Below are 24,766 nucleotides of genomic sequence, written 5' to 3'. Positions count from 1 at the left end.
CCGCTTCAGCGGGGAGAGGGAGGGGCCCATTGCGCAGCAATGGGAGGGTGAGGGGCATCCGGATGATTTTGTTCGAGGGAGAAGCTTGAATGCTGTGAAGGGCGATAAGAGGGACGAAGAAAGACATTACTCTGCCCATGCCCCTCACCCTTCCCGCCGCTCTCGCCTTCGCGAAGCCGAGGCTTCGCTTCGTTGGATCAAGGAGGCTTCGCTTCGGCGGAGCAAGGTCGCGGCGGGCGCCTACCCTCTCCCCGCTAAAGCGGGGCGAGGGTAATGCCACCTTCAGCTCTGCGGCTGCGGCTCCATTTCGCCGGGGGCCTGGCCGCCTTTCGGACGACCGGTGACCGGCACGGACGAAGCCGCCTTTTCCGGCCGCTTCGAACCGCCGCCTTGATCGTCGCGATGGATCGTCTCGCCCTTGAGCACGGCCTTCACCTCATCGCCCGACAGTGTCTCGAATTCGAGCAGCGCCTTGGCGAGCTGATGCAGCTTGTCCCGGTTCTTCTTGAGGATGTCGCGCGCCTTGCGCTCGCCGTCCTCGATGAGCTTGCGGATCTCGTCGTCGATGACCTTGGCGGTCTCGTCCGAGATGTTCTTGGTCTGGGTGACGGAATGGCCGAGGAAGACTTCCTGCTCGTTGCCGCCATAGCGCACCCGGCCGAGCTTGTCGGACATGCCCCATTCCATGATCATGGAGCGCGCCAGCTGCGTCGCCATCTGGATGTCGCCGGTGGCGCCGTTGGTGACGTTCCTCTCGCCGCCGAGGGCGAGCTCGGCCTCGCGTCCGCCGAACAGGACGGCGAGCCTCGCTTCGCACCATTCACGCGTGCGCGAATAGCGGTCGCCCTCCGGCAGGTTCATGGTGACGCCGAGCGCCCGGCCGCGCGGAATGATCGTGACCTTGTGCAAGGGATCATAGGGCACCGACAGGCCGACGATGGCATGGCCCGCCTCGTGATAGGCGGTGTTGCGTCGCTCCTCTTCGCTCATGACGAGCGAGCGGCGCTCCGCACCCATCATCACCTTGTCCTTGGCGTCCTCGAACTCGTGCTGGGTGACGAGGCGCTTGTTGCGCCTTGCCGCGAGGAGTGCCGCCTCGTTGACCAGATTGGCGAGATCGGCGCCGGAGAAGCCGGGCGTGCCGCGCGCGATGACCTTGGGATCGATATCGGGCGCCAAGGGCACATTGCGCATATGGACGCGCAGGATCTGCTCGCGCCCGATGATGTCGGGATTGGGCACGGTGATCTGGCGGTCGAAGCGGCCCGGGCGCAAGAGTGCCGGATCGAGCACGTCCGGCCGGTTGGTGGCCGCGATCAGGATCACGCCTTCATTGGCCTCGAAGCCGTCCATCTCGACGAGGAGCTGGTTGAGGGTCTGCTCGCGCTCGTCATTGCCGCCGCCCAAACCGGCGCCGCGATGGCGGCCGACGGCGTCGATTTCGTCGATGAAGATGATGCAGGGCGCGTTCTTCTTCGCCTGCTCGAACATGTCGCGCACGCGCGACGCGCCGACGCCGACGAACATTTCGACGAAGTCGGAGCCCGAGATGGTGAAGAAGGGCACATTGGCCTCGCCCGCGATGGCGCGCGCCAGAAGCGTCTTGCCGGTGCCGGGAGGACCGACCAGCAAGGCGCCCTTCGGAATCTTGCCGCCGAGGCGCTGAAACTTGTGCGGGTCTTTCAGGAATTCGACGATTTCCTGCAGGTCTTCCTTCGCCTCATCGACGCCCGCGACGTCTTCGAAGGTCACACGGCCATGGCGCTCGGTCAGGAGCTTCGCCTTGGACTTGCCGAAGCCCATGGCCTTGCCGCCGCCCGATTGCATCTGGCGGATGAAGAACACCCACACGCCGATCAGGAGCAGCGTCGGCAGCCAGTAGAACAGCGCATTGGAGAGGAACGAGTCGTTCTGCGCCGGCTTGGCGTTGAAGGTGATGTTCTTCTCTTTGAGGGTCTTGATAAGATCGTTGTCTTGTGGCGCATAGGTCGCGAAAGTCTCGCCGCTGGTCAGCTTGCCGGTGATATAGCTGCTATTCATGCCGGCATCGGTGATGGTGACGGTCTGCACTTCGCCGGCATTCACCTTGCTGAGGAATTGCGAATAATCGAGATCGTCGGTCTTCGAGCGCGACGCCTGGCCCTGGAACAGGCTGAACAGGGCGAAGAGCAGGATCGCGATGACGATCCAGACGGCAAAATTACGGAAATTATTCACGTCGTTCCTCTCTCAAAGGCTCAGGACGCCCGGACCAGGGCGATCTTGCCGCCCAAAAGTTAAAGCTAACATAGGGATCAGGGTCCGGATTGCCAAGCGTAACGGCTTTTCGGGTACGATTTAAAGGCCAATTTTCTGAAATTCCACCAAAGGCCTGAAGCCTGGCGGCGCCGCTTTTCCCACAATTCCAAGGGAAGGTACCGCGGCAAATTCGCCCTGGGTCAGGATGGCCGGCAGGCTCTCCTGGACGAAGGCCGGGAGGTCGCGCTGGCGCGCCAGCCTGAGGGTCCTGACCGGCACGATGGCGCAGGGGTGGTCGGTGCTCCCGATCGAGACCGTGAACCGGTTGTCCCATAAGATGTTTTGGCCCGGGGCGATCGCGACGGGCTCAGGGCTGATGCGGCCGGCCTCGCGCCCGATCAGGAGATGGCGCGTGCGCCGGGCGATGCGGCAGCCGGCGAGCGTCCTGACCTGGCTTTCGCCCCGCCTGAGCCATGCTTGCAGCGCCTCGACGGCCATCAGCCGCGGCGGCTCGCTACCCCCGCCCAGATGCAAGAGGAGCCGTTCCAGCGCGTGGATGGCGATCTCGTCGTCGAGCTTGCGGAAGGGGGTGAGATCGACGATGGCGAAGCCTTCCCGTCTCACCTCGACATGCCGGGCCATGAAGTCCCGGGCCATCTCCTCGAGAGGGATGAGTGCCCGTTCGAGCCTTGCGGCCGAGCGGGCGATGGCCTCGGGCTTCAAGCCGAGGGCGCCAAGGACCGGTGCCGCCTTGCGCAGGCGCACCCGCTCGAAGCGCTCATCTTCATTGCTCGGATCATCGATCCAGGGATGGCCCGCCGCTTGCAGCGTCGCCCGAAGCGCGGCGCGGCTTGTCCCGAGCAGCGGCCGTTCCAGCAGTACATCGCCCCTTTCATCCGGGCGCATGCCCGAAAGCCCTTTGATCCCGCTGCCCCGGGCAAGGCGCATGAGGACGGTCTCGGCCTGGTCCTCCAGCGTATGGGCGGTGACCAGCAGCGTGGCGCCTTGCGCCCGGCACCAGTCGCGCATCAGGCCATAGCGCATCTCGCGCGCCTTGGCCTGCAGCCCGCTTTCAGGCTTCTCGCCCATAGAGGTGAGGATATGGGCCTCGAGGCCGAGCGCCTTGGCCCAGTCTGCGACGGTCGCGCATTCCCGCACCGCTTCCGGCCTGAGACCATGGTCGACCGTCAGTACACTGATCTTCGCCGCATGGGGAACGGCCTTGGCCCAGCGCGCCGCGAGCCACATGAGGGCCACGGAATCGCTGCCGCCCGAGACGGCAAGCGCCACATGGGCATGAAAGGCTAAAGTCTCGAAAAGGTCTTTCGATCGCGCGAGGCTGATCGGCCGGGCTGCCTCAGCAGCCGGCACGCTTGATCTCCGATTGCGCGCGCTTGCGAGCCTCGGCGGCTTTCGGGAATTGCGAGCCGACCTGCATATAGGCGGCACAGGCCTGTTCCTTCTGGCCGAGGCGGTTGAGCGACAGGCCGAGCTTCAGGAGGCTGTCGGCCGCCTTGCGGCTCTTCGGGAAATCGCGATAGCCCGATAGGAAAGCTTGCGCCGCCTGCTTGTAGTCGCCCTGCACATAGTAGGTCTCGCCCAGCCAATATTGCGCATTGCCGGCAAGGCTGTGCGTGCGGTGCTGTTCGAGGAAGCCGCGGAAGCCGACCTCGGCGTCGTTGAACTGGCGCCGGAGCAGGCTCTCATAGGAGCGCTCATAGACGGCCTCCGGGTCGCCCGAGGCGGCATTGCCGAGCGCCACCGTCTCGACCTTCTCGGGAACGAGATCATTGCCGCCGCCACCACCGTTTTCCGGCGGAACCAGAACCTGGCCGCCGCCGTCATTGTTGCTGGGCGCCACGAGGACCCGGCCTTGCACCTGATCGTCGCCGCTGCCGCTGGCTGGCGGCACCAGGACCTGGCCCTGGAATTGGCCGTTCTGATCGTAGCCGCCACCGCCCTGCTGGCCGCCATCATTGCCCTGCTGATAGTCGCTGCTGGGCAAGGTGCCGAGGATCTTGGGGCCGGGCGCCCTTTGCACCGCCCCCTCCGGCAGCTCGTCATCGCCGACGGTCCTGAGCTGCTCCTGCTGGGTATATTGGGTGTCGCCCTCGATCTGCTCGATGCCCTGGCTTTCAACCTGCGGGGCGGCGGCGACCTGGCGCTTCTTCTGCTGGACCGGCTGGTCGAGATCGCCCGACTTGCGCTGGCCCTGCAGGCGGCGGACCTCGAAGGTCAGCTGCTCCACCTGGCCCATCAATTGCTGCATCTGCTCTTCCATCCGGCTGAGGCGGCCTGCCAGCTCATCCTCGGACTGGGCGAGCGAGGGGTGGGCACTACCGACGGCAAACGCCATCAGGAGGGCTGCCGGGAGCGTGAACTTCAATACTGTCTTCATCACGTAAACCGCTGCTGTGCCAAGCCGTCCCCAGCACCCCGTATGTGGGCATGATCTTCAAAGGCGGTAAAAATGAGGCTTCCCGAGGCGCGAGAAATAAGATCTGGGACCTGTTGCCGGGCGGCCACAGGTCTCCAGCCGTCAACTAGCCCGATACGGCGCCCCCGGTGATCACCGTGACCGCACGCCGGTTCTGCGAGTAGCATTGTTCCGCATCGCACAATGCCACCGGGCGCTCCTTGCCATAGGCGATCGAGGAGATGCGGTTGCCCTGAACCCCTTGAGCGATCAGGAATTCGCGGGTGGCGGTGGCCCTGCGGGCCGAGAGCGAGATATTGTATTCGCGGGTGCCGCGCTCGTCGGAATGGCCTTCGACCTGGACGGTCACATTGGGATAGCGCTTGAGCCAGGCAGCCTGGCGCCTGAGCGTCTCCTGGGCTTCCGGCGTCAGCGTCGAGGTGTCGACGATGAAATAGATGCGGTCGCCGACATTGATGGCGAAATCCTTCTCGGAGCCGGGAACCGCCGACCCCGCACCATCGCCCTCGAGATCCGGCTGATTCTTCTTCGAGCACGCCGCCAAAGCCAGAAAACAGCAACAAATCAAAGCGATCTTGAATTCCGCCAAACGACGCAACATCTCATCCCACTCCTATGTCCCGCCCTGTGCCACGCGGCCGATTTTGACCGGCGCTGCTTGCCCACTACAGGACCAAATTGCTACCGCACTGTGCTCAAGCAGGGTTAATATTCCCTTCCTGGCCAAGCCAGGGAGCACGGAATGCTGGCTTATGACCGTAACAGCGCGGCGATTCTGTGACCATCGCCGCCCCGGGAATGAAAACTGCTAGGAAATAAGAGAAAAAGACAACCGGTGGCAAGCCGGCTTTGCGTCAGGCCAGCCATGCGCCGGTCATTGTGTCGCGATCTGCCAAGCAAGGGGCGAGCCCGGAGACCAGGCTCGCCCTTTTCGAAGAAGCTCAGGTCCCTGCCGTCAGCTCGTCTTGGCGCCGGAGGTGATGACCGTGACGGTGCGGCGGTTCTGCGTCCAGCACTGTTCGGCATCGCACAAGGCCACGGGCCGCTCCTTGCCATAGGCGATGGTCGAGATGCGGCTCGCCTGGATGCCCTGGGAGACCAGGAATTCGCGTGTCGTGGTGGCGCGCCGGGCCGACAACGAGATGTTGTACTCGCGCGTGCCGCGCTCATCGGCATGGCCTTCGACCTGGATCATCACGTCGGAATATTGCTTCAGCCACGCCGCCTGGCGGCGCAGCGTCTCCTTGCCTTCCGGCGTCAGCGTCGACTGGTCGACGAGATAGTAGACGGTATCGCCCACTTCCGTCTTGAACTGGTTCTCCGAACCCGCAATGGCGGCACGGCCGAGGCCGTTATTGGCCTCGAGATCCGGCGAGTTCTTCTTGGAACAGGCCGCAAGGGCCAGGAAACAGAAACACAAGGCTACGGCCTTGAACCCCGCACTGAAACGCAACATGCTATCCCACTCCTTCAAGTCGTTGGCGCCTGCGCGAGAGACAACCTCAAGTGCAAGCAGGACCCCCAAGCCCCTTGACCAACTCAATATCCGCGCGACGGATGGATTTTCATCCGTAGACGGATCAGTTCAACAATGGCGACCACGCCGGATCCGACGCGAAACTCGGCGTCTTGACGAGCTGCTCGTTGTAGCCCGAAACGTCGACCGAATAGAGCCGCGGGCCACCATTCTCCCCCGGCTCGTCGCGGAAAAACATGATCACGCGACTGTTCGGTGCCCATGTCGGACCTTCATTATGAAAACCTTCGGTTAATATTCTCTCACCGCCACCGTCGGGATTCATGACGCCGATGGCGAAGCGCCCGCTGCCCTGCTTGGTGAAGGCGATGTATCTGCCGTCCGGCGACCACACCGGCGTCGCATAGCGGCCGTCGCCATAGGAGATGCGGCGCTGGTTCGAGCCGTCGGCATTCATCACATACACCTGCTGCGAGCCCTCGCGGTCCGACTCGAACACGATCTGGCTGCCGTCGGGCGAGAAGGAGGGCGCGGTGTTGATCGCCGGCACGTTGGTCAGCTGCTGCATCTGGCGCGAGCGCAAATCGAGCAGGTAGATGTTGGAATTGCCCTCGTCCTGCAGGCTCATGATGACGCGCTGGCCGTCCGGCGAGAAGCGCGGCGCGAAGCTCATATTGGGGAACTCGCCGACGATCTCGCGCTGCCCGGTCTCGATATTGTAGAGATAGACGCGCGGCGTCCCCGAGCCGAAGGCCATGTAGGTGATCTCGAGCGAATTGGGAGAGAAGCGCGGCGTCAGCACGATCTGCTTGCCGTCGCTGATCGAGCGCACGTTGAAGCCGTCCTGGTCCATGATCGACAGGCGCTTGACCCGTTTGTCTTTCGGTCCCGATTCCGAGACGAAGACGATGCGCGTGTCGAAATAGCCCGGAACGCCGGTGATCTGCTGATAGATCTTGTCGGAGATGAGATGCGCGAGCCGGCGCCAGTTCTTGGGCGAGGTTGCGAATTCGAAGCCGGCGAGCTTCTGCTGCGAGCCCGTGTCCCAGAGGATGAACTGCGCCTTGAGCCGTCCGCCCTCCATCGTGGCCTGGCCGGTCACCAGCGCCTTGGCCTGGATCTGCCGCCAGTCGCCGAAGCGCGGCTCCTGGTCGAAGCTGGTGATCTGCTCGATGAAGGATTCGGGCGGCAACGGACGGAAATAGCCCGAGCGGCCGAGATTGTTGGCGATGACGCCGGCGATGTCGGCGCCGGACTGGGCGCTTTCTGGCGATGCGCCGACAAACGCCGTGATGGCGATGGGCAAGGGATCGATCTGGCCCTTGTTGATGTCGACGTCGAGGCCCTGCGCCCGCGCGCCCGTGTGTAGCGTGAGCCACAGGACAGCGGCGAGAACCGTCGCGAAGAAATGTGAATCGGGGATGCGCTTCAGGATCATGCCGCCTCGCCTAGCTCGGATACATCTGGTTCGGATTGAATGTGAAGGTTATTTCACGCCACATGTCATACTTGTCCTGCGGCAGGAAATCGTAGGCCTGGCAGCCCATTACTGCCGATACCGCCGATTGCGCGGTCACGCCGAACAGCGGGTCCGAGCTGCTGTTCACCACATCGGGCATGCCGCTCACCGTGCCGTCGGGATTGAGCATGAAATGGACTTTGACGACGATGGCCGCCTCGCGCGCGCCGGGCGGGATGTCCCAGCACTTTTCCAGATGCTGGCGCAGGGCATCGCGCAATGTCGCCGCGACGCTCTCATCGATGCCCGACAGATTGTACTCGCCCTGTTTCGGCGTGCCGGTCTCGGTCTGCGGCTTGAGCGGGGCGGTGCGCTTCTCGTCGGTCTTGTTGAGGAAGGCCGAAATCTCGTCCGGATTGAATTCCTTCTTCGGCTTCAGCTTCTTCTCGGGCTTCTTTTCCGGCGGCTTCTCGACCGGCTTCTTTTCGGGCTTCGCCTCCGCCTTCTTCGGTTCTTCCTTCTTGGGCTCGGGCTCGTCCGTCTTCTTGATGAGCTCGGCGAGTTCCTCGGGCTTGGGCTCGGGCTTCGGTTCTTCCTTCTTCGGTTCTTCCTTCTTGGGCTCGACCTTGGGCTCGGGCGGTGCGGAGGCTTCCTTGGCCGCGGTCTTGATCTCAGGCGCCACTTCCGGCGCCGGCTTGACCGGCGTCAGGACCTCGGCGGGCTTGGGGGCAGCCTTCTCCACCGGCTTTTCCGGCGTCTTCACGGTCGCCTGCCTCTTGCCCGTGTCCTCGGTCGTGATGATCTCGATCGGGATCGATTCCTGGTCCTCGACCTTGAACTCGTCAGGATTGGGCAGCACGACAAAGGCCGAGGCGAGGATCGCCGCATGCATCAGGAGCGATATCGTGAGGCTGCGCCGCATCCCTCAGTTCTGTGCCTTCTTCTGTGGCTTCTTGTCGGGTTCGGCACCGGTGACGAGGCCGATCTTCTTGAAGCCCGCGGCATTGAGCGAACCCATGATCTTCATCACCGCACCATAATCCACATTGGTGTCGGCGCGCACGAAGATGCGCTCCTCATAGCCGTTCTTGGCGATCGCCTCGAGCTTGGCGATGAGCGTCTCGGGATCGATCTCGGTTTCCTGCAGGAACAGCTTGTGATCCTTGTCGAGCGATATGTTGATCGGCTCGCTGTCGCCCTGCAAGGGCTTGGCGCGGGTCTCGGGCAGGTCGACCGGAACGCCGACGGTCATCAGGGGAGCGGCCACCATGAACACGATGAGCAGCACCAGCATGACGTCGACGAGCGGCGTCACATTGATCTCGCTCATTGCCGAGAAGGAGGAGCGCCTGCGGCTGCCGCGCCTGGTATATCCCCCGTTCCCTCCACTTGCCGAAGCACCCATGCCTACACCCGCTCGTCCAGCTGCCGCGAGATGATCGCGGAAAATTCGTCGGCGAAATTCTCCAATCTGGCCCCGATCTTCGAAGCGTCGGCGGCGAACTTATTGTAGAAGATTGTCGCCGGTATGGCAGCAAGGAGGCCTAGCGCCGTCGCGATCAGCGCCTCGGCGATGCCGGGCGCCACCACCGCCAGATTGGTGTTCTGTGAATTGGCGATGGCCTGAAACGAGGTCATGATGCCCCAGACGGTGCCGAAGAGGCCGATGAAGGGGGTGGCCGAGCCGACCGTCGCCAGAAACAGAAGCCTGGACTCGATATAGCCCATCTCCTTCTGGATCTGGACGTCCATCACCTTCTCGATGCGCTTCTGGACACCCTGGAAGCCGGCCCGCGTGGCCGCCCCCTGGCTTCTCTTCCATTCCCGCATGGCGGCCATGAAGATCGCCGCGAGCCCGTTATTGCTGCGGGCGCCGAGCGCCATATAGAGGTCCTCGAGCGACTGCCCGGACCAGAAGGTCTGCTCGAACTTCTCCGATTGGGCCTGGGTGCGCCGGTAGACGAAGAATTTCTCGAAGATGATCGCCCAGGACCATATCGAGGCGGCGGCAAGGCCCAGCATCACCAGTTGGACCACGAAACCCGCATTCCAGATGAGATGCCAGAGCGAGAGCTGTCCCGCCGACTGCGCCACGTTCTGTACCGTCTCAACTTCCATGCTTTGCTTTCTTTCCCACCGCCGGCTTTTCGAATCCAAAAGCCCCGCCCGATCTTCTGGGTGAAGAGAGCGAGGTAAATAAGGTTAAATCTGTCCAAACTGCGGCGTAACCGGCGTTTTCACGCCGAATCCACCGCCCTCCCGCTCCTTCCGGACCGGGTTCCCGCCTCAGAACAGCAAGCTATGGTTAATGTATCGTTACGGCCCCAACCCTTGCGTCAAAAGGTCTTGAGGGCCTCCGCCATGGCCTTGGGGAAGCGCCTCGGCCGGCCCGCCGCATCGACCAGCGCCACGGTGACCTCCGCCGCGAACAGGACCTCGCCTTGCCGCGCGACCTTCTGCTCGAGCTCCATGCGGGCCCCTCCCATCTCGCGGAACCGGGTCTCGACCTCGAGCAGGTCGTCGATCCGGGCGGGCTTCAGGAAGTCGCAGACCATGCGCCTGACCACGAAGCCCATGCGCCCTTCGGTCTCGTGCCAGTGCATCTCATGGTGGTGGATGCCGAGGAGGCGCAGGCAGTCGGAGCGGCCGCGCTCGCAGAATTTGAGATAATTGGCGTGATAGACGGCGCCCGAGAAATCCGTGTCCTCGTAATAGACGCGCACCGGCAGCACATGCAGGCCCCGCTCGAGACGCCCGGCCAAGCCCTGCCACTCAGTCATCGCCATTCTCGAGCGGCAGGACGCCTTGCGTGATCTCGGGCCGCTGCGGCACTTGCAGCCCCAGATGCCGGAAGGCATGCGCCGTCAGCAGGCGCCCGCGCGGCGTGCGGTTGACGAGGCCTTGCTGGATGAGGAAAGGCTCGATCACTTCCTCGATCGCATCGCGCGCTTCCGAGAGCGAGGCGGCGATGGTCTCGACGCCGACCGGCCCGCCGCCGAAATTGACCGCGATGCAGGTGAGATAACGATGATCGAGCGCATCGAGCCCGCGTGAATCCACTTCGAGATTACGCAAGGCCTTGTCGGCAACCTTGGCATCGATGGTCGCCGAACCCGCGACCGAGGCGAAATCGCGCACCCGGCGCAGCAGCCTGCCGGCGATGCGGGGCGTCCCGCGCGAGCGCCGTGCGATCTCGCGCGCCCCCTCTTCCGCCATCGCCACCTGCAGCACGCGCGCACCGCGCCGGATGATGTCGAGCAGCTCCTCTTCGGTGTAGAAATCGAGACGCACCGGGATGCCGAAGCGATCACGCAAGGGATTCGTCAGCAGGCCGGTGCGGGTCGTCGCCCCGATCAGCGTGAAGCGCGCGAGATCGATGCGCACCGAGCGCGCCGCCGGTCCTTCGCCGATGATGAGGTCGAGCTGGAAATCCTCCATCGCCGGATAGAGGATCTCTTCCACCGCCGGATTGAGCCTGTGGATCTCGTCGATGAACAGCACGTCGCGCTCTTCGAGATTGGTGAGAAGGGCCGCGAGATCGCCGGCCTTGGCGATGACGGGGCCCGACGTGGCGCGGAAATTGACGCCGAGCTCGCGCGCCACGATCTGCGCCAGCGTGGTCTTGCCGAGACCCGGGGGCCCGGCGAAGAGCACATGATCGAGCGCCTCGTTGCGCCCCTTCGCCGCCTCGATGAACACATGCAGGTTCTGCTTGGCCTTCGTCTGGCCGACGAATTCCTTGAGCAGCTGCGGCCGCAAATGCGTGTCGAGCTGATCTTCGGGGCGAGAATCCCGGTCGATCAGACGGTCGCTGGCCGCATTCATGCTTCTGCTCTCTGCCAATAGGCCTTTACCAGCCACCAAGCGACAAGGGCTGGCACTACATGAATAAGCATACTCTCAATAAGACCCTCGCCGAGCATTCCAAAAACAATGAATTTGAAGGCGGAAGCCAGCGGCAACGCGATCACGATTGGGAGCCACATCGGCAGCCTGCCGAACCGCCAGCCATAGAGGGCGAAGGTAAGACCGCAAAGGGCCGCCTGAAATCCGCCCGCAACATAGCCAAGCAGCAGCACGAACAAAACGGATCCGCCTCGCACAAACGTCGCGATCAAAACCATGTCGCCAGTCGCAATGGCAAGAAAGACCATCGCCGTTCCGACCATGGGGCCGACGCTGACGGTGAGGAGGACGGTCATGACCAGCTTTTCCCAGAGCCCCGCCGCGCTTGCCGATGCCACCTTCATGCCCGCTTCACTCATGCCAGAGCCAATTCCTTGAGCGCCAGCCGGATGAGCTGTTCGGTCGCCGCATCCTCACCCGCCTTGCGCATGGCCGCACTCACTGCCGCCCCCGCCTGGGTCTGGCCATAGCCCAGATTGACCAGCGCCGAAACCGCGTCGGTTGCGGCCGTGGGCTTCGGTCCGCCGAGTTCCGCCTGCAGCTTCGCGAGACCGGGATCGACCGGCGCGAAGACGGGCGCCTTGTCTTTGAGCTCGCTGACGATCCTTTGCGCGACTTTGGGACCGACACCCGGCGCGCGCGACACCATCGCCTTGTCCTGGAGCGCGATCGCATTGCCGAGCTCGGCCGTCGTCAGCGTCGACAGCAGAGCGAGCGCCACTTTCGTGCCCACCCCTTGCACCGTCTGCAAGAGCCTGAACCATTCGCGCTCGCTCTGCGTGGCGAATCCGACGAGCCGGATCATGTCCTGGCTCACCAGCATCTCGGTCAGGATTTCCGCGAATTCGCCCACCGCCGGCAGATGCGACAGCGTCTTCGTCGAGCAGGAGCAATGATAGCCGACGCCGTTCACGTCGATGACGACCCAGTCCGGTCCATAGGCGTCGATACGGCCTTTGAGCTTGCTGATCATGCGGCATAGCTCCATGGATTGACGAGAGAAACTCCCGTCGAAGCAAAGTCGGCAACATTGCGCGTGGCGACCGTCATGCCATGGACAAGCGCTGTAGCGGCGATCAAACCGTCCTGGATCGGACGCGGATCAGGCACGTGAAGCGCCGCACTCCGTCGTGCGACAACAGCGTCGACCGGCAGGATGCGTTCGGAGAAGCTGGGCACTATCTGATTGTCCAACCATGTGCGCAAGACAGCTCCTTGGGTGGGATCACGCCGCATAGCAAGCAACACGCCGATTTCCAGTTCCTGGATGACAATGACTGAGGTGAAGAGGCTTTCGGCCGGGATGCTTCGCGCCCACGCGACTACGTTGTGATCCGCCCTTCCCCACTTGGTCTTGCGTAGTTCGGAAATGACGTTCGTGTCGAGCAGAAACATCAGTCGAAGTCAGCCGACCGCGCGAGATCGCGCCTGGGTGGAATCTCAAGCTCGACGTCTTCCGTGCCCGGCGGCATCGCCAGCATGTCGACAATGCTGCGGCCTTTATTTTTCAACCGCTGGTATTCCTCAATACTGAGCAAGACGTGAGCCGGCCTTCCGCGATCGGTGATGAAAACCGGGCCCTTCTTGGCCGCCTTCTTCGCGCGGCTCGTATCCTGGTTGAATTCCCGGCTGGTCAAAGTGGTGATCGTCATGCAGCCCTCCATCGGAAGGTGATATTGTAGAAACATAGCTACATTATTTAGCGCAACTCTGAGAACAAGTCAAGAACGCGCCAGCCGCTTGGCCAGGCTCTGGGCGCCGCGGTGATGGGCATGGCAAATGGCGACGGCGAGCGCATCGGCGGCGTCGGCCGATTTGGGCTGGGCCCTGGGCAGCAGCACCTTCACCATATGGTGGATCTGCTCCTTCTCGGCATGGCCCGCCCCCACCACCGTCTTCTTCACCTGGTTGGGCGCATATTCGGCGACCATGATGCCCGCTTCCGCTGGCACCAGGAGGGCGATGCCGCGCGCCTGGCCGAGCTTCAAGGTGGCCCTGGCGTCGGTGTTGACGAAAGTTTCCTCGACCGCCGCCTCATCCGGCTGCCATTCGGCAATGACCTTGGCGAGTTGCTCGCGCAACTGCACCAGCCGCTCGGCCAGGGAGAGCGCCTGGTCGCTTAGGATGAGGCCATCGGCAATATGCGACAGGCGCGTGCCCTGGCAGGCGATCAGGCCCCAGCCGGTGCGCCTGAGGCCCGGGTCGATGCCGATGATTCGCACAGTGGACAGGACCATGGCGCGAGGCATAGCATCCTTTCCCGGCTGTCACATCTTCGCGAGAGGGCATCATGCGCAGATTTCTTCAGTCCATCGCCATCACGATCGCGGCGATCCTCTTCGCTCTCCTGCCGCTTCGGGCGGAAGAGCTGTGGAAGACGTTGCCGGCACCGCAACCCTTGCCGCCGCCCACCGAAAGCGGCGAGGCGCCGGTCAACGGCATCAAGATCTATTATGCGGCCTGGGGCGACGGCTCGCCGCTCATCCTGCTCCATGGCGGCCTCGGCAATACCGAATATTTCGGCGGCCAGGTGCCGGAGCTTGCCAAGCAATACAGGGTCATCGCCATGGACAGCCGCGGCCATGGCCGCTCGACGCGCGATGCGCAACCCTATAGCTACGGCCTGATGGCCAAGGATGTCGTCGCGCTGATGGACTATCTCAAGATCGACAAGGCTTCGATCGTCGGGTGGAGCGACGGCGGCATCATCGGCCTCGACATCGCGATGAACTATCCCGACCGCCTCGACCGGCTCTTCGCCTTCGGCGCCAACACCAATGTTGCGGGCCTCAAGCCCAATATCGACAAGGACCCGATCTTCGCCAAATACATCGAGAACGCCGGCAAGGACTATGAGCGCCTGTCGAAGACGCCCAAGGAGTTCAACGACTTCGTCACCCAGATCGGCCAGATGTGGGCCAGCCAGCCCGACTACAAGCCGGACCAGCTCGCCAAGATCCAATCACCGGTCGCCATCGCCGATGGCGAGCACGACGAAGCGATCAAGCAGGAGCACAATACCGAGATGGCCAAGGCCATTCCCGGCGCCAAGCTCGTGATCCTGCCGGGCTTGAGCCATTTCGCCATGGTGCAGGATCCGGCGGCCTTCAATCATGCGGTGCTGGAGTTCTTGAAGTAGCCTAAGCTGACCGTTGCAAACTACGTGAAGGGATTGACGGCGCGAACCGATCCATAGGTCTGGCCGTAATGGAGATCCTCGGTATACAGAACGACCGCCTCGAGTGCTTGGGCGGCGGCGATGATAGCGGCGTCCCAATGTGAAATCTTGTACCGCTGAGAAATCTCGATCGCATGTTTGACCAGTCCCGCGTCGATCGGAACGACCGGTCTTAGGGCCAGGCGATCTATCCATTCAGCGGCGTCGAAAGGTGTAAGTGGCGACTTCACCTTGCGCGTCACGACGACGAAGAATTCTTGCAACACTTGACCGGACGTACCGAACCCCGCTTCTTCGAGAATGTCGAGCGCTCTCTGGCGTTTCCTTTCGTCCGCGCCATGTCCCGTCGCTGCATAAACGAGGATGTTGGTATCGAGAAAACAGTCAACGTTCATGGACGTCTTCGCGCATCCATGTCACAGGCCCCGTCTCGGCGTTAGAGCGGTCGCTCATCTTGCGAAGTTCGCGCATGGCGCGCTTGACGCGGTCATCTTGCCGGGCAATGCGCTCGAGCTCCGTCCTGACCAGAGCATTCACAGTCGTGTCATGGTCGGCCGCATAACGGCGAACTTTTGCCAAAATGTCTTCGTCGACAGAAAGAGTGATATTTTTCATGAGCGAGCCTTGTTACACAGTATATGTGCAACTGTGGAGCAAAATCAAGAAGGAATTCAGTCCCGCGGGACTCCGGCGGCGGCCAGGCCATCGGTCAACTGCTCCATGAAGCTTGGCCGGCAGGGCCAAGCCGTGCCGGCGATGGCGACCGTGAGTTCCGGATCCTTGCGCATCAGCGCCCGGGCGCGCCGGCGCGCTTCCGCGCGGGCGCCGGCATGCATGGCACCCGCAATCACGATCCGCTCGCCCCAGAACGCGGCAGGAAGCACTTCTACGCCGCTCTTCGCCCAGACCGCCGCGCGCTCGTAGCGGCCCGCCGCGAAATGCGCACAGCCCATCCCGATAAAGGCGGTGTGGCGCAGCGCATCGAACGGCATCAGCCGACGAAAGCCGCGCAAGGCCGCGGCGCTGTCACCCTGATAGACGGAGAGCCAGGCGCGGCGACTGACGGCGAGCGGCGAATAAGGATCGATGGCCAAGGCACGCTCGACCAGACGGTCCGCGGCGTCGACGCTGTGCAGCAAGGCGAGTGTGCCGCTGCACAAGGTCAGAGCCATGCCATCGTCGGGCGCCAGGCGCTCTGCTTGTTCAACGAGTTCACGCGCGCAGGCGCGGTCTTGCTCCGGCGTTGCACTGAAATGCTGCGCCGCGCGTTGGCTCCAGCACCACGCGGCGAGCGCTTTGGCCAATCCATAAGACGGCGCGATCGTCTGGGCGCGCTCGAGATCCTCCAGCGCCGCATCACAGGCATGAGCTGCGACTTGCAATGCCGCCGGCAGGGCACGCCAGGTCAATCTCAGCGCTTCATCGTCAAGCGCCGCATCCGGCATGCGAGCGCGGCGCAGAGTTTGCGACGGCAATTCACCGAACATGGCGTGATAACGAGCGGCGAAGCGGCCGAGTTGATTGAACCCGCTCGCCAGCGCGATCTCGGTGACGCTTTGCTCTTTGGATTCCAGCAGCAATTGCCGGGCAGCCTGCAGCCGCATCATGCGCAGCCAGCCGAGCGGCGTCGTGCCGAGGAACGTTTGGAAATGCGTTTCGAGCGTCCGCGGCCTGACCCCTGCGACATACGCCAGCGTTTCCAGATGCATTGGCTCATCAAGCCTTTGGCGCATCCACGTCAGCACCCGCGCCAGGTCGCTGGGCAGGACCTGGTCGCTCGCTCCGCCAGGCGCGGGGTTTTCGCGGCGTCTCATAGTCCTTATCCTATCCTATCAAACGAAATACCGGCGGTTTTTGCACAAGCCGGCGAAAGGGGGATGGCGGCCCGCCGCGCGGACGCAGGACAATCGCGAATAGCGATGGGAGGTATCCATGCCCGAGGGCTTGCAAGGCCAAGTGACAGGCAGCGCGGCGGAAATCTATGAAACCTTTTTCGTGCCGGCGCTCTTTCAGCAATGGACGTGCGTGGTGGCGGATGCGGCGCGCATCGCTCCTGGACAATCAGTGCTCGACGTCGCCTGCGGCACCGGGATATTGGCGCGCGCGGTAGCCGAGCGGGTCGCACCTTATGGATCGGTGGTGGGTCTCGACCGGAACGAAGGCATGCTGGCGATAGCGCGGTGCAAGGCCCCGAATGTGGATTGGAAGTCGGGTCGTGCCGAGAAGCTTCCGTTTCCCGACGCCACGTTCGATGCCGTGATCAGCCAGTTTGGCTTGATGTTCTTCGACGACCGGCGGGTAGCGGTGCGGGAAATGTGGCGCGTGCTGGCGCCGGGCGGCCGACTGTCTATTGCCGTGTGGGATGCGCTCGAGAACAATCCGGGCTATGCCGCAATGGCATCGCTTTTGGAGCGTTTGTTCGGTGCGCGCATCGCATCGGAGCTGCATGCGCCCTTCGCTCTCGGAAATCGCGAAACGCTGCATTCGCTGTTCGCCGGATCCGGCATTCCGAATGTCGGTGTTTCGACCCATCCGGGCGAAGCGCGTTTCCCCTCCATCGAGGATTGGGTGCGCACCGATGTCAAGGGATGGACGCTCGCCGACTTGATCGATGATGAGCAGTATCGGTTGTTGCTGCACGAGGCCGGGACTGCCCTTCGTCCCTATGTCCAGGCGAATGGCGAGGTGGCGTTCGAAGCGCCCGCGCACATCGTTACGGCGGAGAAAGCGGCATAGTCGCGAGCTCGCCGTGAGCGATGGATCGTCTGTCTCACGCCGCGGTGAGCTTCTTCATCACTTCGTCGGAGACTTCGAAGTTGGTGAAGACGTTCTGCACGTCGTCGTCCTCATCGAGGGCGTCGATGAGCTTCATCAGCGTCTGCGCGGTCTCCTCATCGACCGGCGTCACGGTCTGCGGCTTCCACACCACTTTCACCGTCTCGGCCTCGCCGAGCTTGGCTGAGAGCCCCGAGGTCACCTCGCCGATATTCTCGAAGGCGCACAGGATGACATGGCCGCTCTCGTCCGACTGCGCGTCATCGGCGCCGGCTTCGATCGCCGCTTCCATGATGTCGTCGGCCGAGCCTGCTTGCGCCTTGTAGGTGATCTCGCCCGCCCGGTTGAACATGAAGGCGACCGAACCCGTCTCGCCGAGATTGCCGCCATATTTCGCGAACAGCGAGCGCACATTGCTGGCCGAGCGGTTGCGGTTGTCGGTGAGCGCCTCGACGATGATGGCAACGCCGCCCGGCCCATAGCCTTCATAGCGGATCGCTTCATAGGTGTCGGCATCGCCGCCCAATGCTTTCTTGATGGCGCGCTCGATATTGTCCTTGGGCATGTTCTCGGCGCGGGCGTTCTGCACCGCGAGCCTGAGCCGCGGATTCTTCTCAGGGTCGGGCAGTCCGGTTTTCGCCGCAACCGTCACTTCACGCGCGAGCTTGGAAAAGAGCCGTGACCGGATGGCGTCCTGCTTGCCCTTCCGGTGCATGATATTCTTGAATTGGGAATGACCTGCCATAGACCCTCGAACCTCTGAATTCTGGGGGCCTTATAGACCCCGTCCAACAAGATTAACAAGTCCATGGCCGGGTTTAACCCAGGGCCTGACCCGGCCATCCAGCGAGCAGTCAATCATCCCGTTTCTGACCGGCTTTACCCGTCATTAACGCCGGCTCGCAACGGGTTCAGCGTTTAACCCGTCCTTAAGGCGGATGGCCGAATTTTACTCGAAAGTGAGTAACAGGAGCGTCCCATGACGGTGAAGCCAGGTTCGATCGAGTCTATTGCTTTTGCGGCGGAAGGCATGGCGGGAACCGCCGGCGCCGCGGCCCTCAAGAAAGTGCGATCCCTTGCCAAGGCCGCTCCCGCGGGGCGGGCTTTTGCCGCCATCGCGACGCTGAGCGACTTGTCGCAGGCCGCCGAGAACCATCTCCGGGCCGGCCAAGGCGCACTCGAGCGCGGCAATGTTCCGGGCGCCAAGGACGAATGGACGCGCGCCGTCAAGGTGATGGACCGGATGGCGAGCGAAGCGCGCGGCAAGGAGCCGGCGCTGACCGCCGACAATCCGGGCTTCCTGCGCCGCCGCTGAGCAGCGCAAAAATTACCAGAAGTCGATCTTCGCTTCCGACAGCCGGCCGCCGATCCGAAGCGGCGCGACCTTGACGGCGAGGCCGGTCTGATCGTCGGTCTCGACTGCAAGGCCCGAGACCGTCGCCTCGCCTTCGGCCGGTCGCATGCGTTCGACCGGCAATTTGCGCGTGAAGCGCGTCAACGGCTCTTCCTTGTCCATGCCGATGACCGAATCATAGTCGCCGCACATGCCGGCATCGCTCATATAGGCGGTGCCGCCTTTCAGGATCTGGTGGTCGGCGGTCGGCACATGCGTGTGGGTGCCGACCACGAGGCTCACGCGCCCGTCGACATAATGGCCGAAGGCCGTCTTCTCCGACGTCGCCTCGGCATGGAAATCGATGATCGCCGCATCGCACGCCTCGCCCAGCCGGCATAGTTCGAGCTCGCGGTCGACGGCGCGGAACGGATCGTCGAGCTGCGGTTCGATCATCACCCGGCCCATGATGTTCATCACCAGCACGCGCTTGCCCGTCTTGGTCGTGAAGATGCCGACGCCCTTGCCCGGCACGCCCGGCGGATAATTCAGTGGACGGAGCATATTGGGCACGCGCTCGATGAAGACGAGCGCCTCGCGCTGGTCGAAGGAGTGGTTGCCGAGCGTCACCACGTCGGCGCCGGCATCGATCAGGCCCAGATAGATGTCCTCGGTGATGCCGAAGCCATGCGCCGCGTTCTCGCCGTTGATGACGACGAGGTCGAGCGCCAAGTGTTCGCGCAATGGCGGCAGCACGCGCGCCACTGCCTCGCGGCCGGTCCGTCCGACAACGTCGCCGAGAAACAGGAGACGCATCGCGAGATCAGCGTTTCGGCTCGATGACGCCGCGCTCGGTCAGGATCCAGTCCAGCGGCTCGTCATAGGAGGCGATCGGGACCTCGTCCATTTCCTGCTCGGCATAGGCGACGCCGATCGCCACGACCGGCTTCAGCTTGCGCAGTTCGGCAAGCGTCCGGTCATAGAAGCCGCCGCCATAGCCCAGGCGATAGCCGCGCCGGTCGAAGGCGAGCATCGGCACCAGCAGCACGTCGGGTTGGAGTTCAGGAGCGGTCTCGAGCGGAACGTGGATATCCCAGATGCCGCGTCCGGTGGGCTCGCCCGGCGCCCAGGCGCGGAAAGTGAGCGGCTCGCCCTTGGCCATGACGACCGGCAGCGCCGTCAGCCAGCCTTCGCTGACGAGCCTTGCGAGCAGCGGCAGCACGTTGATCTCCGCCTGATAGGGATAGAAGCCGGAGACGGAACCAAAACCGTCCTTGCGGTTGATGGGCAATTCATGCTGCGCCAGCATGAGGCCCGATCGTTCGCCCAGTGTCTTGTGGGCCTGCATGCGCAGCGCATTGGCTGCCGTTCGCGCCCGGCGTTTTTGATCGATAAGGTCGCCGGAACGTTTTGCAACTTGCATGTCAGCCCTCCATGGCCGGGCTCGACCGGCCATCCATCAGTTTTCCAAAAAACACAGTGGCGGGCCGCCATGGCCGTGGGAGAGTGACGATCCCGGGTACCTACAAGTGTAGGTGGGCGCCATGTGGGCAAGGCCACGGCCAAGCCTAGGGACAGCTCCCGCGAGAATCGTATAGGCCCCAGGGAAAAGATCTCCTCACGCACCGGGCAGCTCGCCGCTCCCTATTTAGGCGCAAGCGGCGGGGAAATCCAGAACCTGCTTCAATCAGTCCACATTCAGCGTAGCGCACGCGCAGCAGCGATGATGTCGCGGTTGTCGGCGGCGACACGACCGTCGGGAAGATGGATGCCGTCCTCGAATCCGAGTCGCGCATCGATCTTGAGCGACCGCGACTTGCGATAGAGCGGCCACACGGTCTGATCGAAGCCATGCAGGAGCAGAGGCAGTGCGACGTCATGCTGCCTGAGGACGGCGATGATCTCATCGGCGAGATCGAGGGCGTCTGCGACATCTTTCTCGAAATCGATCTCGACGAGGACGCGCAGGCAATCCTTCATCGTCGGGAGCTTCACCCATCGGCGCGCATCGGCAACGGTCGCGAGGCCAGCCTCGACGCCGATGCCCTTGGCCAGCATGAGTTCGATGATTTCAGGCGCATCCGCTTCACTCAGATTGACCGACACATAGTCGGGCAGCACGCGCCAGGCCTTCAGCTGATCGAAACCGCGGCTCGCATCGCTCCTGACGCCTTCGGTCGTCGTGAGGCCGACGGGAATGCCCGGCACCTTCGCCCGGATGGCCGTGAGCGCCGCCGCGGTCAAGCCCGGATCGAGCGTCTCGGCGCCATCGGGGCCATGCGGATGGACATGGAGCTCCGCGGCACCGGCCGCGATGACTTCCGCGGCATCCTGCGCCAGCTCCTCAGGGCTCAGCGGGACCTTCGGGTGATCCTGGCGGGTGCGGGCGCCGTTGAGACAGGCTTGCAGCATGGGTCTCTCCATCTAGGAACCGGTTTAACTGGTCCCTAGCTTAACAGAGAGGAACCGGTTATACAAGTACCCATGGACCAGACCGATCCGCTGGCAAAACTTCATCCGTCCGAATGGGAATTCCGCTTCCGCTCCGGCCGGCTGTGCCTGGATTTCATCGCGACCGTCGGCGACCGCGAGCACATGCCCTTCGACCGCTGGCGTGGCACGCAGGATCTCGGCCGCTGGTGCGTGGCGGCGGGCCTCATCTCCAGGGCAGGCATCGTCGGCGATGGTCAGATCGAAGCAGCGCGCGGGCTTCGCGAAACGCTATTCCGCCTGTTCACCGCGGCTCTCGCCGGCACTCGGCCGAGCCCAGCTGATCTCCGCCATGTCAATGAAGCGGCACGCAAGCCCGCTTTCGTCCCGCAGCTCGCAGGCATAGGGCAGCCGCATGACTGGGCATCGGACTCACCCTATGAGTCGGTGCTCGCCACGGTGGCGCGCGACGCCATCGACCTTCTGTCGAGCCCCGCTCTGGCGCGGGTGCGCAAATGCGCCGATGGCCATTGCTCAATCCTGTTCCTCGACACATCGCGCCCCGGCAAGCGGCGCTGGTGCGCGATGAATGGCTGCGGCAACAAGGTGAAGAAGGCGGCCTATCGCAAGCGGCAGAAGCGCTAGCCGATCTTGCCGGCGAGCCCCACCAGGCGCTCTGCGGCGGTCTCGAGGCGCTCGGCGAATTTCAATTCCATGTCGCGCGCCTGCTGGGCGGTGGCGTTCCGCGCTTCGCGGGCGCCGCGCAGCTGGTCTTCGAGTTCCTCGATGCGCCTGACCGATTCCGACAGGCGGTCGGCCACCATGAGGCCGGCCATCACCAGGAGCCTGATATCGCCGACGGTCCCGACATTGCTCTTGATGCGCGACACTTCGGTGTCGAGCAGCTTCGCCAGCTCGCGCAGATGGTCTTCCTCGCCATCCGGGCATTGCATCGTATAGGGCCGGTCATTGACCTGGACGATCACTTGCGCCATCGGGCTCACGATCCTCCGCTGTTGCTGTGGAGGACGGCCCTGATGCGCGACATCGCCGCATCGATCTTGCCGACGGCCTTTTGATTGGTGGAGACGAGATCATTGGCCTTGGCGCGCACGCCGTCGAGCTCCTGGGCCAGGCGCGAGCGATCGAGCCGCAAGGCTTCGGCCGCCGCCTCGAGCGACTCCTCCTCAGTCTTGCGCTCATTTTGCCGCGACAGCGCGGCTTCGAACTGCCTGAGCGCCGCGTCGAAGCGGTTGAACGCCTCGTCGAGCTTGCGCGTGTCCGCCATTTTACCCCAACTGCTGGCCGGCCTCTGCGAATCCCTTCCGGCACTGCCCATAAGTTAAGCGCAGCCGTTCATCCACGCAACCGCTTCGGTGCCCCCCCGGGAGGTTGACTCAAGGGGCTCGGATGCTATCTGTGACCCCCGCATTCACCGAAAGCGAGCAGCCCATGACCTCCGACACGGCCGCGCCAGCCGCGATTTCCCTAAGCTCCCCCCTCAATTCGGATGCAGAACGCCTGAGGCTCAGGACCTATGCCAATGCCATCCGCGCCTTGAGCATGGATGCCGTCCAGAAGGCCAATTCCGGCCATCCGGGCCTGCCCATGGGTGCGGCCGACTTCGCCACGGTCCTGTTCACGCGCTTCCTCAAATTCGATGCCGCCGACCCGCACTGGCCGAACCGCGATCGGTTCGTGCTCTCCGCCGGCCACGGCTCGATGCTGCTCTATTCGCTGTTCTATCTGCTTGGCTACAAGGACATGACGATCGAGCAGATCAAGAATTTCCGCCAGCTCGGCTCCAAGACGGCGGGCCATCCGGAATATGGCCATGCCGAGGGGATAGAGACGACGACCGGCCCCTTGGGCCAGGGTCTCGCCAATGCGGTCGGCATGGCGATCGCCGAACGCCATCTCAATGCCCGCTTCGGCAATGATCTCGTCAATCACAAGACCTATGCGCTGGCGGGCGATGGCTGCCACATGGAAGGCATCTCGCAAGAGGCGATCACGCTGGCGGGCCACCTCAAGCTCAACCATCTGATCGTGCTCTTCGACGACAACAGCGTCTCGATCGATGGCAAGGTCTCGTTGGCCGATTCGACCGACCAGCTCGCCCGCTATGCCGCCTCCGGCTGGAACGTGACCCGTGTCGACGGCCATGACGTCCAGGCCGTCGCCGCGGCGCTCGAAGCGGCGCAGACCAGCGACAGGCCCTCCTTCATCGCCTGCAAGACGATCATCGGCTATGGCGCGCCCCACAAGCAGGGCACCGCCGCGACCCATGGCTCGCCCTTGGGCGCCGATGAGGTGGCCGCCGCCCGGAAAACCCTGGGCTGGGAGTATCCGCCTTTCGAGGTCCCGGCCGACATCTTGGGCTTCTGGCGTGCCGCCGGAAGCCGCGGCCGGTCCGAGCGCGAGGCCTGGGAGAAGCGGCTTGCCCAGAGCAGCGCCAAGGCTACGTTCCATCATGCCATCTCGGGCGCCCTGCCCGAGAATTTCGATGAGGTCATGGCCGCCTACAAGAAGGAGCTGGCGAAGTCGCCGCCGACGCTCGCCACGCGCAACTCCTCGCAGAACGCGCTTGATGTCATCAATCCGGCGGTGCCGGAAACGATCGGCGGTTCGGCCGATCTCACCGGCTCGAACAACACCAAGTCGAAGGACCTGAAGCCGCTCGACGCCGCCGACTATGGCGGGCGCTATATCCATTACGGCATTCGCGAGCATGCGATGGCGGCGTCCATGAACGGCATGGCGCTGCATGGCGGCGTCATTCCCTATGGCGGCACCTTCCTCGTCTTCACCGACTACTGCCGGCCCTCGATCCGCCTCTCGGCCCTGATGGGCGTTCGCGTCATCTATGTGATGACGCATGACTCGATCGGTCTCGGCGAGGACGGGCCGACGCATCAGCCGGTCGAGCATCTCACCGCCTTGCGCGCCATTCCCAATCTCCAGGTCTTCCGCCCCTGCGATGCGGTGGAGACGGCGGAATGCTGGCAATTGGCGCTGCAATCGCAGAAGACGCCGAGCATCCTGGCGCTGACGCGCCAGAAGCTGCGTCCGGCACGCATCCCCTATTCCGCTAAGAACCTCTGCGCCCAGGGCGCCTATGAGATCGCCGCCAGCGCAAAGAAATCGAAGGCCGTCATCTTCGCCTCGGGGTCCGAGGTCGAGATCGCCCTCGATGCCAAGGCTCTGCTCGACAAGGCCGGCATCCCGGCCCGCGTCGTGTCGGTGCCCTCGATGGAGCTCTTCGAGAAGCAGAGCAAGGCCTATAAGGAAAAAGTGCTCGGCACGGAGAAGATCCGCGTCGCGATCGAAGCGGCAGTGCGCGGCTATTGGGACCGCTTCATCGGTCAGGACGGCATCTTCATCGGCATGTCGGGCTTCGGTGCTTCCGGTCCCATCGAGAAGCTCTATCCGCATTTCGGCATCACCGCGAAGCACGTGCTGCAAGCAGTGAAGAAGAAGAAGCGCTGACACCCTCGCTCCGCTTTGGCGGGGAGAGGGCAGCAAAGCATCTC

General features: G+C 63.5%; 30 protein-coding genes and 1 other RNA gene. 5 read left to right on the top strand and 26 right to left on the bottom strand.

The features are described from left to right. Positions 1–282 precede the first annotated feature (282 nt). From ftsH to ruvC, 16 genes are all read right to left on the bottom strand, one after another. A complete protein-coding gene (gene ftsH / locus DS839_RS06325) occupies positions 283–2,217 on the bottom strand; it encodes an ATP-dependent zinc metalloprotease FtsH (protein WP_119269463.1) in 1,935 nt (644 codons plus the stop codon). Positions 2,218–2,337: 120 nt separating this feature from the next. After that, the gene (tilS, locus tag DS839_RS06320; RefSeq protein WP_119269462.1) at positions 2,338–3,609 is read right to left on the bottom strand and encodes a tRNA lysidine(34) synthetase TilS; all 1,272 of its coding nucleotides are present in this window, start codon (positions 3,607–3,609) and stop codon (positions 2,338–2,340) included. Further along, positions 3,596–4,636: a tol-pal system protein YbgF gene (gene ybgF / locus DS839_RS06315; RefSeq protein WP_119269461.1), complete on the bottom strand. Its 1,041-nt coding sequence runs from the start codon at positions 4,634–4,636 to the stop codon at positions 3,596–3,598. The genes tilS and ybgF overlap by 14 nt, the downstream gene beginning before the upstream one ends. 145 nt (positions 4,637–4,781) lie before the next feature. After that, positions 4,782–5,276, bottom strand: a complete 495-nt coding sequence (gene pal, locus DS839_RS06310) for a peptidoglycan-associated lipoprotein Pal (protein ID WP_119269460.1) — start codon at positions 5,274–5,276, stop codon at positions 4,782–4,784. Positions 5,277–5,630: 354 nt separating this feature from the next. Then, on the bottom strand, positions 5,631–6,131 hold the full coding sequence (gene pal / locus DS839_RS06305) for a peptidoglycan-associated lipoprotein Pal (protein WP_119269459.1): 501 nt from the start codon (positions 6,129–6,131) through the stop codon (positions 5,631–5,633). A gap of 124 nt (positions 6,132–6,255) precedes the next feature. Then, positions 6,256–7,590 (bottom strand): Tol-Pal system beta propeller repeat protein TolB, encoded by a 1,335-nt coding sequence (tolB, locus tag DS839_RS06300; protein WP_119269458.1) that lies wholly within the window; start codon positions 7,588–7,590, stop codon positions 6,256–6,258. Positions 7,591–7,600: 10 nt separating this feature from the next. Next, entirely contained in the window at positions 7,601–8,533 is a 933-nt protein-coding gene (tolA, locus tag DS839_RS06295; RefSeq protein ID WP_119269457.1) for a cell envelope integrity protein TolA, read from the bottom strand. 3 nt (positions 8,534–8,536) lie between these two features. Beyond that, positions 8,537–9,016, bottom strand: coding sequence for a protein TolR (tolR, locus tag DS839_RS06290; RefSeq protein ID WP_119269456.1), 480 nt, complete (start codon positions 9,014–9,016; stop codon positions 8,537–8,539). A gap of 2 nt (positions 9,017–9,018) precedes the next feature. Then, complete coding sequence (tolQ, locus tag DS839_RS06285) at positions 9,019–9,729, bottom strand: protein TolQ (protein WP_119269455.1); 711 nt, start codon at positions 9,727–9,729, stop codon at positions 9,019–9,021. A gap of 218 nt (positions 9,730–9,947) precedes the next feature. Then, entirely contained in the window at positions 9,948–10,391 is a 444-nt protein-coding gene (gene ybgC, locus DS839_RS06280) for a tol-pal system-associated acyl-CoA thioesterase (RefSeq protein ID WP_119269454.1), read from the bottom strand. After that, on the bottom strand, positions 10,384–11,436 hold the full coding sequence (gene ruvB / locus DS839_RS06275; protein WP_119269453.1) for a Holliday junction branch migration DNA helicase RuvB: 1,053 nt from the start codon (positions 11,434–11,436) through the stop codon (positions 10,384–10,386). The genes ybgC and ruvB overlap by 8 nt, the downstream gene beginning before the upstream one ends. Next, positions 11,433–11,876 (bottom strand): hypothetical protein, encoded by a 444-nt coding sequence (locus DS839_RS06270; RefSeq protein ID WP_119269452.1) that lies wholly within the window; start codon positions 11,874–11,876, stop codon positions 11,433–11,435. The genes ruvB and DS839_RS06270 overlap by 4 nt, the downstream gene beginning before the upstream one ends. Further along, on the bottom strand, positions 11,873–12,490 hold the full coding sequence (ruvA, locus tag DS839_RS06265; protein ID WP_119269451.1) for a Holliday junction branch migration protein RuvA: 618 nt from the start codon (positions 12,488–12,490) through the stop codon (positions 11,873–11,875). Before ruvA ends, DS839_RS06270 begins: the two co-directional genes overlap by 4 nt. Further along, positions 12,487–12,912 (bottom strand): type II toxin-antitoxin system VapC family toxin, encoded by a 426-nt coding sequence (locus DS839_RS06260; protein WP_119269450.1) that lies wholly within the window; start codon positions 12,910–12,912, stop codon positions 12,487–12,489. Before DS839_RS06260 ends, ruvA begins: the two co-directional genes overlap by 4 nt. Then, entirely contained in the window at positions 12,912–13,169 is a 258-nt protein-coding gene (locus tag DS839_RS06255) for a type II toxin-antitoxin system Phd/YefM family antitoxin (protein WP_119269449.1), read from the bottom strand. Before DS839_RS06255 ends, DS839_RS06260 begins: the two co-directional genes overlap by 1 nt. Positions 13,170–13,238: 69 nt before the next feature. Then, entirely contained in the window at positions 13,239–13,766 is a 528-nt protein-coding gene (ruvC, locus tag DS839_RS06250; RefSeq protein ID WP_368911256.1) for a crossover junction endodeoxyribonuclease RuvC, read from the bottom strand. A gap of 41 nt (positions 13,767–13,807) precedes the next feature. Here ruvC and DS839_RS06245 point away from each other — a divergent pair, with 41 nt between their 5' ends. After that, on the top strand, positions 13,808–14,656 hold the full coding sequence (locus tag DS839_RS06245; protein ID WP_119269448.1) for an alpha/beta fold hydrolase: 849 nt from the start codon (positions 13,808–13,810) through the stop codon (positions 14,654–14,656). Between the two features lie 20 nt (positions 14,657–14,676). Here DS839_RS06245 and DS839_RS06240 read toward each other — a convergent pair whose 3' ends face one another. The 3 genes from DS839_RS06240 to DS839_RS06230 are packed head-to-tail and all read right to left on the bottom strand — an operon-like array spanning position 14,677 to position 16,509. Next, on the bottom strand, positions 14,677–15,090 hold the full coding sequence (locus tag DS839_RS06240) for a PIN domain-containing protein (protein ID WP_119269447.1): 414 nt from the start codon (positions 15,088–15,090) through the stop codon (positions 14,677–14,679). Further along, on the bottom strand, positions 15,080–15,310 hold the full coding sequence (locus tag DS839_RS06235) for a hypothetical protein (RefSeq protein ID WP_119269446.1): 231 nt from the start codon (positions 15,308–15,310) through the stop codon (positions 15,080–15,082). Before DS839_RS06235 ends, DS839_RS06240 begins: the two co-directional genes overlap by 11 nt. 56 nt (positions 15,311–15,366) lie before the next feature. Further along, positions 15,367–16,509 carry a helix-turn-helix domain-containing protein gene (locus tag DS839_RS06230; protein ID WP_119269445.1) on the bottom strand — a complete coding sequence of 381 codons (1,143 nt, stop codon included), beginning with the start codon at positions 16,507–16,509 and terminating at the stop codon, positions 15,367–15,369. Positions 16,510–16,627: 118 nt separating this feature from the next. On the opposite strand from DS839_RS06230, the gene DS839_RS06225 reads away from it, so the two are divergent. Then, complete coding sequence (locus DS839_RS06225) at positions 16,628–17,431, top strand: class I SAM-dependent methyltransferase (RefSeq protein WP_119269444.1); 804 nt, start codon at positions 16,628–16,630, stop codon at positions 17,429–17,431. A 34-nt stretch (positions 17,432–17,465) separates the two neighbouring features. Here the strand turns inward: DS839_RS06225 and DS839_RS06220 are convergent, their stop codons facing one another. Further along, complete coding sequence (locus DS839_RS06220) at positions 17,466–18,215, bottom strand: YebC/PmpR family DNA-binding transcriptional regulator (protein WP_119269443.1); 750 nt, start codon at positions 18,213–18,215, stop codon at positions 17,466–17,468. 234 nt (positions 18,216–18,449) lie between these two features. On the opposite strand from DS839_RS06220, the gene DS839_RS06215 reads away from it, so the two are divergent. Continuing rightward, positions 18,450–18,785: a hypothetical protein gene (locus DS839_RS06215; RefSeq protein ID WP_119269442.1), complete on the top strand. Its 336-nt coding sequence runs from the start codon at positions 18,450–18,452 to the stop codon at positions 18,783–18,785. A 12-nt stretch (positions 18,786–18,797) separates the two neighbouring features. Here the strand turns inward: DS839_RS06215 and DS839_RS06210 are convergent, their stop codons facing one another. From DS839_RS06210 to DS839_RS06195, 4 genes are all read right to left on the bottom strand, one after another. Continuing rightward, a complete protein-coding gene (locus DS839_RS06210) occupies positions 18,798–19,619 on the bottom strand; it encodes a TIGR00282 family metallophosphoesterase (RefSeq protein ID WP_119269441.1) in 822 nt (273 codons plus the stop codon). A 7-nt stretch (positions 19,620–19,626) separates the two neighbouring features. Next, positions 19,627–20,226, bottom strand: coding sequence for a 5-formyltetrahydrofolate cyclo-ligase (locus DS839_RS06205; RefSeq protein WP_119269440.1), 600 nt, complete (start codon positions 20,224–20,226; stop codon positions 19,627–19,629). Positions 20,227–20,283: 57 nt separating this feature from the next. After that, positions 20,284–20,442: non-coding RNA, 6S RNA (ssrS, locus tag DS839_RS06200), on the bottom strand. A gap of 59 nt (positions 20,443–20,501) precedes the next feature. Next, complete coding sequence (locus DS839_RS06195; RefSeq protein ID WP_119269439.1) at positions 20,502–21,215, bottom strand: 3-keto-5-aminohexanoate cleavage protein; 714 nt, start codon at positions 21,213–21,215, stop codon at positions 20,502–20,504. A gap of 72 nt (positions 21,216–21,287) precedes the next feature. Between DS839_RS06195 and DS839_RS06190 the strand changes: the two genes are divergently transcribed. Then, positions 21,288–21,878 carry a CGNR zinc finger domain-containing protein gene (locus tag DS839_RS06190; RefSeq protein ID WP_119269438.1) on the top strand — a complete coding sequence of 197 codons (591 nt, stop codon included), beginning with the start codon at positions 21,288–21,290 and terminating at the stop codon, positions 21,876–21,878. On the opposite strand, the gene DS839_RS06185 is transcribed toward DS839_RS06190, so the two are convergent. After that, on the bottom strand, positions 21,875–22,228 hold the full coding sequence (locus DS839_RS06185) for a cell division protein ZapA (RefSeq protein ID WP_119269437.1): 354 nt from the start codon (positions 22,226–22,228) through the stop codon (positions 21,875–21,877). The two genes, DS839_RS06190 and DS839_RS06185, sit on opposite strands and share 4 nt — an antisense overlap. A gap of 5 nt (positions 22,229–22,233) precedes the next feature. Beyond that, the gene (locus DS839_RS06180; protein WP_162918334.1) at positions 22,234–22,521 is read right to left on the bottom strand and encodes a DUF4164 family protein; all 288 of its coding nucleotides are present in this window, start codon (positions 22,519–22,521) and stop codon (positions 22,234–22,236) included. A 164-nt stretch (positions 22,522–22,685) separates the two neighbouring features. On the opposite strand from DS839_RS06180, the gene tkt reads away from it, so the two are divergent. Next, a complete protein-coding gene (gene tkt / locus DS839_RS06175; RefSeq protein WP_119269898.1) occupies positions 22,686–24,722 on the top strand; it encodes a transketolase in 2,037 nt (678 codons plus the stop codon). Positions 24,723–24,766: the final 44 nt, after the last annotated feature.

This window comes from Taklimakanibacter deserti (genome assembly GCA_003574785.1).
Note: the sequence above shows the minus strand (reverse complement) of the source record. Positions and strands in the feature narration are given on the sequence as shown.